The sequence below is a fragment of the Bacillus sp. AP50 genome, assembly GCF_040492675.1.
Classification (GTDB): Bacteria; Bacillota; Bacilli; order Bacillales; family Bacillaceae_G; genus Bacillus_A; species Bacillus_A cereus.
The window spans coordinates 1-13858 of the sequence record NZ_JBEUTW010000281.1; the positions used below are offsets into that span (position 1 = coordinate 1).

The following is a 13858-nucleotide window of genomic DNA, read 5'->3' on the forward strand; positions in this document are numbered from 1 at the left end:
GACATATACACACCCCTTTTTATTAATCTATTTTTATACTATTTTAACAAATTAAAATCTTTAAACAAATACAAAAAGAACATTTTACTACAAATTGCGAATATATAACTTTAATCAATAGGTTTTCCAGCATTTCTCACCAATCTAGACAAAAATAAAACCGAAGCGATTGTATCTCTCGCTTCGGTTGACCAAATATGCCCAAAAACAGCTCTATTCCCATTCTTTCATGGCTATCATATGCAATCTACAAACTCTTTGTTTCTCATAATTTATTTTTTAAACATTTTGCTTAACGAGCCAAAATCTGTTGGCATATTATTATTAATAATCGCTTTTACAATTTGATCCTCTTGCTCTTTCGGCACTTCACGTCCCGCCATAAGAGCCACTTGATGAATTAATTGACGAAGTACAGTTTCATCACGTAAATTCGCATTTTGCACGGATGATGCTAATTTAAAAATATCCTCTTTATTTACTTTCGCTTCCTTCTCAATATTATTAAAAATGTTATTATCCATTCTTTTCACCCTCTCCTCAAGTTACTCTTCATCCTATGCAAAAATGAAAAAATGGTGAAAAGACCCAAAAAATAAAAAAAGCGACAGAAGTACAAATGTACTTCTGTCGCTTTTCTTTACAGTAAATCAGGTATAGCTTCCACTTCATGTTTTCGAACACGTCCCATCAATGAGCCTACCGCATCTTTTACGTTATTCCCATTGAACAGCACGTCATATAAAGCAGCTGTAATCGGCATTTCAACTTCCATTTTCTCTGCCAATTCATGAGCAGCTTTCGTTGTTCTTACACCTTCCACAACCATACCCATGCTTTCTAACACTTCTTCTAAAGAGTGTCCTTTTCCAAGCATATTTCCAGCGCGCCAATTTCGGCTATGAACACTTGTACACGTTACAATTAAGTCTCCCATACCAGTTAGACCAGCAAACGTTAACGGATTCCCGCCCATTTTTCTTCCTAAACGAGCAATCTCTGTTAAACCACGTGTCATCAATGCCGCCTTTGCATTATCACCTAATCCAAGACCATCAGTTATACCAGCAGCTAATGCGATAATATTTTTTAACGCACCACCAAGTTCAACTCCAACGATATCTGGATTTGTGTATACACGGAAATAACTATTCATAAATAAATCTTGTACTTCCTCAGCCGCTTCCATACGCTTTGCTGCAGACGTAACTGTTGTCGCTTGTCGTAAACCGACTTCTTCAGCATGACTCGGTCCAGACAGTACAACAACATCTTTAATTAAGTGCTCTGGAATTTCTTCCTCAATCACTTCCGAAATACGTTTTGACGTACCAGGTTCAATTCCTTTGCTCGCATGAATCCAAGTAATTGGTTCAGTAACAATTTCTTTCATCTCTTGTAATACATCTCTGTACGCTTTCGTTGGTACTACTAACAGTACTGTATTTACATCTACTAATGCTTCTTCTAAAGAAGAGTAGGCTACGATTGTGCTTGGCAATGTAATGCCTGGGAGATATCGACTATTCTCATGTTTCGTATTAATTTCATCCATAAGTTCTGGGCGATTTCCCCAAATACGTACATCATGTCCATTGTCAGCTAATACCATCGCTAACGCTGTTCCCCAGCTACCTGCTCCTACTACTGTGATTTTTGTCATAAAATCACATCCTCTCCATTAGTCTCTTGCTCTAGCGATAATGTGAATCGGCGTTCCTACGAAGCCAAATGATTCACGTAAGCGATTCTTCAAGAAACGCTCATATGAGAAGTGCAATAATTCTGGATCGTTTACAAACACAACAAATGTCGGTGGTTTTACCGCAACTTGTGTTGCATAGAAAATTTTCAGACGGCTACCATTATGAGTTGGCGTCGGATTCATCGCTACCGCATCCATAATTACATCGTTTAATACGTTCGTTTGAATACGGATACTATGACTTTCATTTACCTCATCGATAACCGGTATTAATGTTTGTGTACGTTTTCTTGTTTTTGCAGATAAGAAAACAATTGGTGCGTATTCTAAGAATTGGAAATGAGCACGGATATTTTCTTCAAATGCTTTCATTGTTTTTTCGTCTTTTTTCACTGCATCCCATTTATTTACAACGATAACAACAGCTCGCCCTGAATCATGAGCATATCCAGCGATTTTTTTATCTTGCTCAATAATTCCTTCTTCACCATCTAAAACGACTAAAACAACGTCAGAACGTTCAATCGCTCTTAGCGCACGAAGTACACTATATTTTTCTGTACTTTCATACACTTTTCCTTTTTTACGCATACCAGCTGTATCAATAATTACATAATCTTTTCCATCTTTACTATATGGTGTATCGACAGCATCACGAGTTGTTCCTGCTACATTACTAACAATTACACGCTCTTGACCAAGAAGAGCATTTACAAGTGATGATTTTCCTACGTTTGGACGTCCAATTAAAGAGAAACGAATTGTGTCTTCATCATATCCGTCTTCTTCAATCTTTGGAAAATGTTGTGCAGCTTCGTCTAGTAAGTCACCTAACCCTAATCCGTGTGTACCTGAAATTGGGAATGGTTCGCCAAATCCTAATGCATAAAAGTCATAAATGTCACTGCGCATTTCCGGATTGTCCACTTTATTTACTGCAAGTACAACCGGTTTATTTGAACGATATAAAATTTTTGCAACTTCTTCATCAGCTGCTGTTACACCGTCACGACCGTTTGTCATAAAAATGATAACATCCGCTTCATCAATTGCTACTTCAGCTTGTTGACGAATTTGTGTCAAAAACGGCTCGTCTCCAATATCAATTCCGCCCGTATCAATAATGTTAAATTCATGATTTAACCATTCTCCAGCGCTATAAATACGATCGCGCGTTACACCTGGAATATCTTCTACGATTGAAACTCTTTCTCCAACAATTCTATTGAAAATAGTAGATTTCCCTACGTTCGGGCGACCTACTATCGCTATTACTGGTTTCGGCATATACTTTCATCCTTTCAACTTGCTTCTGTTTATTATGTAAAAAACCCTTCTTTGTGCAAGAAGGGATTTGCATTCCAGAATATTTCTCAACGTATCAAAACACCTCACATTATAACACACGTTGCTAATGTTTCACAATAATATATACATTCTCTTGTAAGCGATGTGCAATACCATCTAAAATTGCCTCTAAATTATTTGCAACAAATTCTAGTTCCTCTGTCGATTCGCAAACGAATAAAGGAGCACCACCTGCAAATTTTTCTGGAGTCGTTGTTATAACTGCCAGAATAACACTTTCTAACATCATCTCTTATCTCCCCTTCCTTTCGGGGCTTCCGATGACATATGGACAGCACTTTCTAACGTTGGTACATTTCCTATGACACCTATCGCTTTCTCTGCATCTTGATCTTGCGGCAGGACAAAAATCCCAACCCTGCCATCCTCTAAATCACGCTTTGCTAACGGTACAAGCGCTGGTGTACCAGAATCTCTATAAATCCCTAACGCTACTGAAACATCGTGTAAAATAGCTTGTCGTTGCCCTAAATTTGAGATTGTAACCATCGCATCAATTGATTTCGGCTTTAAAATAAAACCCATACCATATTTCATAATTTCTTCTTGTCTTGCTGGCAATCCAATATTCATAATGTAAATATTGTCAATATAAAGCCCTGCTCCTTCAAAACGAAGCGGAACGTGCTCAATTTCAACAAGATCATGTAGCCTTTTACCAGACATTAATTTTTTCGCAATAAAAAATGCGATTATAGCCATAATTACTCCTGCAATCCATGAACGGAATCCTATATACGCAAACGTCGTTGCAAACGACGTTAACATTGCCAAATAGTTGCGACTTTCAAAAACCAATGCAATTCCTTCAATGTATGTATTTCCACGCGGTACGAGCTCATACCCATCTAATTGTTGAAGCGTATTTCTTTCCATATTACGTACATCACGAAATTGTGTCGCTGCTAATGTAAGAAATGTAATGGCAGAAAAATCTTTTTTCAAAATAGACGGGATTGCAATCGCTCCTAAAGCAGCTGCAATTAACCCCATTGCAATATGAATAATTTTCCCATGTAGCCTCGTCGGATATTGCCGTGTATCCGTCCGAAGCATTAGCACCCTTGTAACTGTCCCCGCTATTACGCCGCATAAAATGGCTGGTGTATATTCAGTCATGTATTACCCTCGCCTTTCTTTTACGTGTTTTTCTCTTAAACCGTTCCATGTATACTGATGCTTTTGCAATCCAAAACAATATTGCCATGAATAATGTAGAAATGGCGACGATATCAAAAAACGCTAAACTACCGTAATCATATGGAAAATTCAATTTCCTAAAAATAAATGTCACTAGCAGCTCTCCTTGTAACATCCCTACATATAGAGAACATAATCGTAATATGCGATCTCCATGCAATAACACCGATGCATACACAAGACCACTACTTAGCAGAAACACTCTATCCACCACAATCCAAATCGGATCATATATTTCTAACAGATGAAAACTTGTATATAACATTGCAATAATAAGCGCCGAAAGTAAGCTATATAATTTTTTCCAGACAGAATATAGCGTGATCCCTATAAAAGAAATAATACAAAGTAAAAGAGCATTTACTGATACCACGAATGAGGCGATCGTTACATGTAACGGAGAGCAAATTATAAAAATCAGTATACAAGCGCCTAACTTCCACCGAATAAGGTCCTTTTTCATAAAAAAGGTTACAATGATCCACCCTATCCAAGCTACAAAATAAAAAGTACTTCCATCCATCAACTTCACCTCCTATGTTTTCCATTATGGGAACTTTTTATGAAAGTTAATCCACTTTATTTACGCATAGTTTTTTCTTATAACAGCAACACTTTTAACAAGGAGGTGTTATTCATTATGGGTAAAGATCGCCAAGAACGAAAACTACGAGAATCACGCCGCGTTGAATCCGATCGTGATCAATCACTACAATATCCAGGTGCAACTGGACTTGATACACCAGAACAGGCTCGAAAACAAAACCAGCACTAATTAATGCAAAAAGACGGTTTCGATATTGTACGAAACCGTCTTTTACATAATCAGTTTAATGTTTTCTATTTATATTGAAATAATATTTCGCACACTATATCCTCCCATTACTTCTTTTTATCTTCACCTATTCCTATTAAAAATTAAGTTCTCTCCAGTAATTCGACAACACACCATCTACATTTTTCAACCCTTTTTCAATTGCAATTTTTACGAAATGATATTTTTATATAATACTAATTCCTTTCTCCACTTTATATTACGAAAAAGAATAGAACAAAAAAAATCAACCGAACGGTTGATTTTTTATCTCCTACTATAATGCGCAGTATCAATACCACGCTGCATTAACCAATGATACGTTTCACCCTTTACAACAAGAGGTACAGATTGCAACTCTTCTATCGTTTTCGCACCAAGAGCTGTCATTATAAATTTCAAATCTGTATGTAGGAGCTCAATTTCATCCACTAACTTCTCGATACCATCTTGCATTAAAATACGTAAAAAGTAACCAGCAAACGCAGTTGTATTCGCCCCTAATGCGATCGCTTTCGCTACGTCAAGCGCTGTTTGTATGCCCCCAGATGCAATAAAAGAGAGGTTATTATTTGTAGAGGTTGCTTCAATAATCGAGGTTGCTGTTTGTATGCCCCAGTTATTAAAATAAGAAAGCATTCGCTGTCTTCTTTCATTTTCAACAGCAGCAAAATTCGTACCACCTTGCCCACCAATATCAATTGCTGTTACACCTACGTTCGCTAACTGCTGCACTGTTTCCTTACTCATCCCAAATCCAACTTCTTTTACAATGATAGGAACTTTACTATTTAAAACAATTTTCTCAATGCGCTGAAGTACTCCAGTAAAATCACGGTCTCCTTCTGGCATCGTTAACTCTTGTATGACATTTAAATGAATTTGCAATGCATTCGCTTCAATCATATCAACGGCACGCTCTGCCTGTTCGATAGTTGCCTCACTACCTAAATTAGCAAAGAAAATACCATTTGGATTTACCTTTCTGATCACCTTATAAGAAGCAGCTTCACTTTCATCTTTTAACGCCGCCATTTGCGAACCTACAGCCATAGCAAGGTTATGATGTTTCGCTACATATGCTAATTGCTCATTAATATGTAACGTTTTCTCTCCTCCACCACCAGTCATCGCATTGATAAAAATCGGCGAACTTAGTGAAAGTTCGCCGATTTTTGTTTCACATGTTATTGTGTCATAATTTGAATTTGGCAAGCTTTGATGTACAAAATCAATATCATGAAAGCCATGCGTACGAGACTGACCAGTAGAAAGAGCGTATTCAATATGATCTAATTTACGTTTTGCCCTTACCACTTGTACCCCTCATTATTTCTTTAATTTTTTCAGTTGTTCACCAATAATATCACTTAATTGGAAAGTAGCAGAATCAGCATTTGGCTCATACTGACTATAATCTTCAGTTACATTATTTTCCTCAAGCGCTTCTTTTATACTTAAAGAAATACGTTTCTCTGCTACGTGAACTTCAAGTACTTTCACTTTTACTTCTTGTCCCATTTCCAATACCTCATTCGGATTTTTCACGTGACGATTTGCAATTTGAGATACGTGTACAAGTCCTTCAACGCCCGGTAAAATCTCAACGAATGCACCAAATGTAACAAGGCGTTTTACTACTCCCTCACGAATATCTCCAGCTTTTATTTCGCCAGCAACGTTTTCCCAAGGTCCTGGTTGAGCTGCTTTAATTGATAAAGAAATACGTTGTGTATCAGCATCAACAGATAACACCTTTACCTTAACCTTTTGACCTTGCTCTAACACTTCAGAAGGTTGCTCTACACGTTCGTGTGAAATTTGTGAAATGTGAACTAAACCGTCCACTCCACCAACATTAACGAATGCGCCAAAGTCAGTTAATCGTTGTACTGTTCCTTCAACAACGTCCCCTTCTTTTAATGAAGAAATTGCTTCTTTTTTCTTAGAATCTAGTTCTAATTCTACTACCGCTTTATGCGAAAGGATTACACGATTTTTTTCACGGTCTAATTCAACAATTTTCACCGCTAATGTTTTACCTTTATAGTCAGTAAAGTCTTCTACATAATGTACTTCTACAAGTGAAGCTGGAATAAAACCGCGAACACCAAGGTCCACAACTAATCCGCCATTCACAATATCTTTTACAGTAACATCAAATACATGACCAGAAGTAAATTTCTCTTGTAGTTCTACCCATGCTTTTTCTGCATCAACAGCACGTTTAGATAAGACAAGATCATCTTCTTCTAATTTAATAATTTTCAACTCTAGTGTTTGATCTAATTCTACAACATCGCTTGCTTTTTCAATATGAACGTTAGCTAATTCACTAATTGGAATTACGCCATCTGTTTTGTATCCAACATTTACAAGCACTTGTTTCTCTTCAACCTTCGTTACAGAACCTGTAACAACGTCACCAACTTGTAATTCTTTTGAATCCATAACTTCTTCATTCATTTTCTCTACCATGGAAATACCTCCCTACAGAATTGACAAAGCATTTTTTATGTATATACGAAATGAAAACAAAGTTTTCATTTGCATGTTTAAGAATTTCTCATCACATACTCTTTTTCAATAACATTCACAAGAAAATATATTAAACCTATATAAATAGTATACAGCAAAACCAGCTTGAAAAAAGTATGTTTTGAAATATAATAGCGAATATATTCTGACAGTTTTATTCCTCTTTAACTAACTTCTTACAAATCAGCTCATTTGTCAAGGAAAGAGACTCACAATTCACGTATCCTTTACATTTCTATTTAAACAAAAAAAGAAAGAGGATTATCCCCTTTCTTTATTTCGCAAACACTCCAGAAACAATGCTCATAATTTTTTGGACAACTTCTTCAATTGATAAAGAAGTCGTATCTAATTCCAATGCATCATCAGCCTTTTTTAGTGGAGAAACTTCGCGTTCTGAATCTAATTTATCACGCTGAGCAATTTCTTCTTTTAGCTGCTCTAAATTAGAATCGAAACCTTTATTTAAATTTTCTAAATGCCTTCTTTCCGCTCTTTCTTCAACAGAAGCAAGCATAAAGATTTTCACTTCAGCATCCGGTAATACATGTGTACCAATATCACGGCCGTCCATTACAACGCCGCCTTTTTTCGCTAACTCTTGCTGACGACGTACCATTTCTTCACGAACAAGGCGATGTTTCGCTACAATAGATACTCGATTCGTCACATCAGGTGTACGAATTACTTCAGAAACATCTTGTCCATTTAAAAATACAAGCTGTGTATTTTCTCCTTGCTGAAACTCAATATTTACATTCTTTACAACTTCCATTAACTGCTCTTCATTTTCAATGTCTACTTTTTGTTGAAGGGCTGCATATGTAAGCGTACGGTACATTGCGCCTGTATCAATATAAACATAAGAAAGTTCCTTCGCAACAACTTTTGCCACTGTACTTTTCCCTGCAGCTGCTGGACCATCTATAGCAATTGAAATTCGTTTATCCATTGTAACACCTCATTTTTTCACTTATAAAACAAAACGAAAAGCAGGTGTTCACCCTGCTTCTTCTCATTTGCTTCGCGTCATTAAATCCTCAATTATTGTAGCATAATCCTTCATAGAAGAAAATGAAAACTACCGATTCACCTGCAAGATTTCCACTTTGTTTTTTACCATAACACCCTCATAATAAACAATTTTAGATAAATATTTCACTGATGACTTATGTATAAATAACAATTGTACAACAGAAAGACAAATGAATTGTATTATTAATATACGAATAAAAATTCTCTCCATCTTTTTCACCGTAATTTCTCCCTCCTATACTATATTTGCACATTTCGTTTCGTAATTTTATACATCGTACATATAGCAGTTAATTTTATTGTCATTTTCGAGGCATACTTTTATACATTTCCATTGTCGAATTTACTCAAAACATGTTATGTTCTAAATGTATTTTTTTACTTGAAAGGGGTATAAGCATTGAAAAGAATCCTAGTTTTACACACAGGTGGAACAATTGCAATGGAGGAAGATAAAGAAACTGGGGTCGTACAACCAGGTAAAAAAAATCCTCTTTTAAAATTCATTCCTGATTTAGAAGGTGATGTTGATTTAATCGTTGAAGATGTGTTCCATCTACCATCTCCTCATATGACACCGAGCGAAATGTTACAATTACAAGTCATCATTGATGAAAGAGTAAAACAAGACAACATTCATGGCGTAGTTATTACGCATGGTACGGATACATTAGAAGAAACAGCTTATTTCTTAGATTTAACAGTACAAGCAACTATTCCGATCGTAGTGACAGGTGCAATGCGCTCTAGCAATGAGTTAGGTGCTGATGGTCTATATAACTTCTTATCAGCTGTAAAAGTTGCTAGTTGTGATGAAGCTGCAGAAAAAGGTGTTTTAGTCGTATTAAACGACGAAATTCATTGCGCTACAAATGTAACGAAAACACATACAAGTAATGTCGCAACATTCCAAAGTCCACAATACGGACCAATTGGAATGGTAACAAAACGCGGCGTTGTCTTCCATCACGCTTTAGTACATCGCGAATCATATACGATAAATAAAGTGTCTAAAAATGTAGTTGTTCTAAAAGCATATGCTGGCATGGATGATACATTATTAGCAGCAATCGAAAATCTTCCTGTAGACGGCATTGTTATCGAAGCTCTTGGACAAGGTAATCTCCCTCCAAGAACACTACCTAGCCTAGAAAGATTATTAAATAAAGGTATTCCTGTCGTATTAGTTTCTCGCTGTTTCAACGGTATCGTTCAAGACGTATATTCGTATGAAGGTGGCGGTAAACACTTAAAAGATATGGGCATTGTATTCACATACGGCTTAAATGCACAAAAAGCACGCATTAAATTACTTGTTGCATTAGAGAATACAAATTCTCATGAATCCATTCAAAATATGTTTATGCACGAATAAAAAGGAGCTGTCGAGATTTTCCCGACAGCTCCTTTTTATTTTTCTCTTGATGCAATGGTTTGCGCAATCGCATCTCCATGAAATCTACCGTTCTCGATAAATATTTCATTTGCATTATTTCCAGCAGCAATGACACCTGCAATGAAAATATTTTCAGCATTCGTTTCCATTCTATCCTCTGTATAAATTGGACGTCCTGTTTCTTCATCAATCTGAACACCCATCTTCGTTAAGAAGCTATGATCAGGATGATAACCAGTCATCGCAAATACAAAATCGTTTTTGATTGTAAAAGCTTCACCATCAACTGTAAACGTTAATGTATGCTCAGTAATCTCTTTCACATGAGCTCCAAAATGCATTTGAATTGTACCGTTTCGTACTAACGCCTCAAATTCCGGCAAAATCCAAGGCTTTATGCTTGGTGAATACTCACTTCCACGATACAGTACCGTTACACGTGCACCAGATTTAACAAGTTCTAACGCGGCATCTACACTCGAGTTTTTCCCACCTATAACTACTACATCTCGATCAAAATAAGGATGCCCCTCTTTAAAATAGTGAGCTACTTTCTTCAATTCCTCACCTGGAACATTCATATAATTTGGATTATCATAATATCCAGTTGCTACAACAATATATTTCCCTATATACATTTCCTTACTTCCATCACGCTTTGTCGTCTCAACCTGAAAAACTTCTCCATCTTTTTGAACTTTCTCCACTCGCTCAAAAGCATTTACACGTACAGATTTACGTTTTACTACTTCACGATAATACGCAAGCGCTTGATTTCGAAATGGCTTACGATTTTCTGTAATAAAAGCTACATCACCAATTTCTAATTTTTCACTAGAAGAGAAAAATGTTTGATGAGTTGGATAATTATAAATGGCATTTACAATGTTTCCTTTTTCAATTACTAACGGATTTATCCCTACCTTTTGCAACGAAATTGCAGCCGCTAATCCGCACGGACCGCCTCCGATTATAATAACTGTTTCTTTCTGCATACTCGTCCACTCCTAGTCTTCTACCAATGCACTATTTATAAAAACAAGAAAAAACCTACTTACAGCAGTAGGCACCTATCTTTATTGTATTCATTTTTCATATATTTGTCATCTAAACGAAACGTACATCCGATAGACATCTGCTAAAAACTGCTGAAATTTAATACCTTGTTTCCCTAATACATTCTCAGGATCAATCTTTCTAGCTGGATCAAGCGTTTTATGTGACACGATATCTTTTTTCGGATTTAAGCCAAAGTTTTGGCATAAATACGCATGATACCATGTAAAACGATTATACGCTTCCCAAAAGTTAACATCACCACCATAACAAAGTTCCACTCCAATGGCCGCCTTATTCGCGTCATAGCCATATAAGTCATTATCCGTCGGCACACCATATCGAACATGATACGCAACTTCATTTATAGGAATAATCTCCAATATTGTTTTATCATCTATAAATGTATGCGCCGAAGCTTTCGGTTGTAATTCATTAAAGTAATCTCGATTGCCTATCGCATTGCTTCCAGGATTCCCCGTATCATGGCTTACGATAAATCTCACTTTAGTCAGAGGAATCCCCGGTCGTGAACTTCCATATCCAATATAATTGCGCTCTATAGGAAACATCGCCATTGCTACCAACTCCCGCTCTAGAAGATTACCTTACTTCCTTATATATGTATTCGGTAGCAATGTCCTTATCGCATATTTCTTACGCGAAGAGAAAATCGAAAATATTTGAAGTGAACACCATAAACAACAAGATACTTACAGCCACTCCATAAAAACCGTAAAACCAAACACAATCTTCTTTCGTATCTAAACCGAAAAATTTATTTACCGATTGTAATAATGTGCCACGCTTGCTTTGTTTGTTTCGTAATACTTCCACTCGCTCTACAACATCTGCTGGCATCATAAATCTTTGGTCTACTGTCATTTTCATCATTTATCTCTCCTTAAAATCATTTCCGTTTTGTTTATCTAAGGAGAGTATAGCACGTTTGTTCGTGCAGAACAAGCGTTCTTTTTTTATTTTTATTTTATTTTTCAGCAAGCCAAGTAAAAATTGAGATTACAACGGCAATAATCGGCCCTACTACAACCACACCAAATATCAGAAACAGTAGCCCTTCCCCGAACATCCGAACGGTACTTATTTTGCGAGCTTTCATCGTTCTTGCGAGTTCTCCCTCTAACCTATTAACCTTTTCTTCTAATTGTTCTACTCGTTCCAACATTTCATTCTCCATATACAACACCTCATTTAATACTTCAACAAAAAAACGTGATTCCCTCGAAAGGAAATCACGTTTTCTCAAGATATAATATTTTATACCCAACCTCTGAAGCGGCTTGCTTCAGCCATTTTACGAACACCAACCATGTACGCCGCTAAGCGCATGTTCACTTTACGAACTTGTGCTGTTTCATAAATAGAATCAAATGATCTTACCATTACTTTTTCTAAACGTTGTTCTACTTCTTCTTCAGTCCAGTAGTAACCTTGGTTATTTTGTACCCACTCAAAGTAAGATACTGTTACACCACCAGCACTTGCTAACACGTCTGGAACAAGTAAAATTCCGCGATCTGTTAAAATTTTAGTCGCTTCTAATGTTGTTGGACCATTTGCAGCTTCAACAACGATTTTCGCTTTAATATCATTAGCATTTTCTTCTGTAATTTGGTTCTCAATTGCAGCTGGAACTAAAATATCGCAATCAAGTTCTAACAATTCTTTGTTTGAAATTGTATTGTTAAATAGCTTTGTTACTGTACCGAAGCTATCACGACGGTCTAATAAATAATCAATATCTAATCCGTTTGGATCATGTAACGCGCCGTAAGCATCTGAGATTGCAATAACTTTCGCACCTGCATCATGCATAAATTTAGCTAAGAAGCTACCAGCATTACCGAATCCTTGAACAACAACGCGTGCACCCTTAATATCAATGCCACGTTTTTTCGCAGCTTCGCGAATACAAATTGTTACACCTTTCGCTGTTGCTGTTTCACGTCCATGTGATCCACCTAGTACAAGCGGTTTACCTGTAATAAATCCTGGTGAATTAAATTCATCAATACGGCTATACTCATCCATCATCCATGCCATAATTTGAGAGTTTGTGAATACATCTGGAGCTGGAATATCTTTCGTCGGTCCTACGATTTGGCTAATTGCTCGTACATAACCGCGGCTTAATCTTTCTAACTCACGGAATGACATTTCACGTGGATCACAAATAATTCCACCCTTACCTCCACCATATGGTAAATCAACAATACCACATTTTAAACTCATCCAGATTGAAAGTGCTTTCACTTCATTTTCTGTTACATTCGGATGGAAGCGAATCCCACCTTTCGTTGGACCAACAGCATCATTATGTTGTGCACGATATCCTGTAAATATTTTAACAGTCCCGTCATCCATACGAACTGGTATTTTCACTGTCATCATACGAATTGGTTCTTTTAATAATTCATATACTTCGTTTGGATAACCCAATTTTTCTAACGCTTCACTAATAACAATTTGTGTTGAATTCAATAGTTCAAAATGTTGTTCCCTTTGTTGTTGTGTTTTTGTTTGAGTTCCCTTTTCGGCTACCATAGTAAGTAAACCCCCTGTAATTTCACTTGTTTAGTAAACCTTCATTGCCTAGTATACACCCTTAAATTTGGAATGCAATAGAAAACGCTAACAAATATATACAAACTATTTTCTGTTGCAAGCGTTTTCACTATTATTATAGTCCTTTTATTACTTTTAGAAAAGTAAAATACTTAAATAT

17 protein-coding genes are annotated in these 13858 nt (G+C 36.5%); 2 read left to right on the forward strand and 15 right to left on the reverse strand.

Annotated elements, in window-relative coordinates:
• Nucleotides 1–272: 272 nt before the first annotated feature.
• From ABWK52_RS19670 to ABWK52_RS19695, 6 genes are all read right to left on the reverse strand, one after another.
• Nucleotides 273–524: a stage VI sporulation protein F gene (locus ABWK52_RS19670; RefSeq protein ID WP_000369754.1), complete on the reverse strand. Its 252-nt coding sequence runs from the start codon at nt 522–524 to the stop codon at nt 273–275.
• Nucleotides 525–640: 116 nt separating this feature from the next.
• The gene (locus ABWK52_RS19675) at nt 641–1663 is read right to left on the reverse strand and encodes an NAD(P)H-dependent glycerol-3-phosphate dehydrogenase (protein WP_000161763.1); all 1023 of its coding nucleotides are present in this window, start codon (nt 1661–1663) and stop codon (nt 641–643) included.
• Between the two features lie 18 nt (nt 1664–1681).
• Nucleotides 1682–2992, reverse strand: a complete 1311-nt coding sequence (gene der, locus ABWK52_RS19680) for a ribosome biogenesis GTPase Der (RefSeq protein WP_001125893.1) — start codon at nt 2990–2992, stop codon at nt 1682–1684.
• Nucleotides 2993–3116: 124 nt separating this feature from the next.
• Nucleotides 3117–3302 (reverse strand): capping complex subunit for YIEGIA, encoded by a 186-nt coding sequence (locus ABWK52_RS19685; RefSeq protein ID WP_000979059.1) that lies wholly within the window; start codon nt 3300–3302, stop codon nt 3117–3119.
• Nucleotides 3299–4192, reverse strand: coding sequence for a YIEGIA family protein (locus ABWK52_RS19690; protein ID WP_000141596.1), 894 nt, complete (start codon nt 4190–4192; stop codon nt 3299–3301). Before ABWK52_RS19690 ends, ABWK52_RS19685 begins: the two co-directional genes overlap by 4 nt.
• Entirely contained in the window at nt 4185–4796 is a 612-nt protein-coding gene (locus tag ABWK52_RS19695; RefSeq protein ID WP_000349098.1) for a YphA family membrane protein, read from the reverse strand. Before ABWK52_RS19695 ends, ABWK52_RS19690 begins: the two co-directional genes overlap by 8 nt.
• 117 nt (nt 4797–4913) lie before the next feature.
• On the opposite strand from ABWK52_RS19695, the gene ABWK52_RS19700 reads away from it, so the two are divergent.
• Nucleotides 4914–5048: a YpzI family protein gene (locus ABWK52_RS19700; protein WP_000513900.1), complete on the forward strand. Its 135-nt coding sequence runs from the start codon at nt 4914–4916 to the stop codon at nt 5046–5048.
• 306 nt (nt 5049–5354) lie between these two features.
• Here ABWK52_RS19700 and ABWK52_RS19705 read toward each other — a convergent pair whose 3' ends face one another.
• The 4 genes from ABWK52_RS19705 to ABWK52_RS19720 form a co-directional block, all read right to left on the reverse strand.
• Complete coding sequence (locus ABWK52_RS19705; RefSeq protein ID WP_000251037.1) at nt 5355–6404, reverse strand: type 2 isopentenyl-diphosphate Delta-isomerase; 1050 nt, start codon at nt 6402–6404, stop codon at nt 5355–5357.
• A gap of 12 nt (nt 6405–6416) precedes the next feature.
• Nucleotides 6417–7565 carry a 30S ribosomal protein S1 gene (gene rpsA, locus ABWK52_RS19710; protein WP_000229559.1) on the reverse strand — a complete coding sequence of 383 codons (1149 nt, stop codon included), beginning with the start codon at nt 7563–7565 and terminating at the stop codon, nt 6417–6419.
• A gap of 334 nt (nt 7566–7899) precedes the next feature.
• Nucleotides 7900–8577: a (d)CMP kinase gene (gene cmk, locus ABWK52_RS19715; RefSeq protein WP_000361257.1), complete on the reverse strand. Its 678-nt coding sequence runs from the start codon at nt 8575–8577 to the stop codon at nt 7900–7902.
• Nucleotides 8578–8706: 129 nt separating this feature from the next.
• Nucleotides 8707–8880 (reverse strand): YpfB family protein, encoded by a 174-nt coding sequence (locus tag ABWK52_RS19720; RefSeq protein WP_000738057.1) that lies wholly within the window; start codon nt 8878–8880, stop codon nt 8707–8709.
• A gap of 180 nt (nt 8881–9060) precedes the next feature.
• On the opposite strand from ABWK52_RS19720, the gene ansA reads away from it, so the two are divergent.
• Nucleotides 9061–10035: an asparaginase gene (gene ansA / locus ABWK52_RS19725; protein ID WP_000822026.1), complete on the forward strand. Its 975-nt coding sequence runs from the start codon at nt 9061–9063 to the stop codon at nt 10033–10035.
• Nucleotides 10036–10070: 35 nt separating this feature from the next.
• Here the strand turns inward: ansA and ABWK52_RS19730 are convergent, their stop codons facing one another.
• The 5 genes from ABWK52_RS19730 to gudB all read right to left on the reverse strand — a co-directional run bounded on the left by ABWK52_RS19730 (nt 10071) and on the right by gudB (nt 13677).
• Complete coding sequence (locus tag ABWK52_RS19730; RefSeq protein ID WP_001168510.1) at nt 10071–11051, reverse strand: YpdA family putative bacillithiol disulfide reductase; 981 nt, start codon at nt 11049–11051, stop codon at nt 10071–10073.
• A 108-nt stretch (nt 11052–11159) separates the two neighbouring features.
• Nucleotides 11160–11690: a peptidoglycan recognition protein family protein gene (locus ABWK52_RS19735; RefSeq protein ID WP_001240655.1), complete on the reverse strand. Its 531-nt coding sequence runs from the start codon at nt 11688–11690 to the stop codon at nt 11160–11162.
• A gap of 79 nt (nt 11691–11769) precedes the next feature.
• Nucleotides 11770–12006: a DUF3961 domain-containing protein gene (locus ABWK52_RS19740; RefSeq protein ID WP_001983018.1), complete on the reverse strand. Its 237-nt coding sequence runs from the start codon at nt 12004–12006 to the stop codon at nt 11770–11772.
• A 94-nt stretch (nt 12007–12100) separates the two neighbouring features.
• A complete protein-coding gene (locus ABWK52_RS19745; protein WP_000426768.1) occupies nt 12101–12310 on the reverse strand; it encodes a hypothetical protein in 210 nt (69 codons plus the stop codon).
• Between the two features lie 80 nt (nt 12311–12390).
• On the reverse strand, nt 12391–13677 hold the full coding sequence (gudB, locus tag ABWK52_RS19750) for an NAD-specific glutamate dehydrogenase (RefSeq protein ID WP_000225173.1): 1287 nt from the start codon (nt 13675–13677) through the stop codon (nt 12391–12393).
• Nucleotides 13678–13858 lie beyond the last annotated feature (181 nt).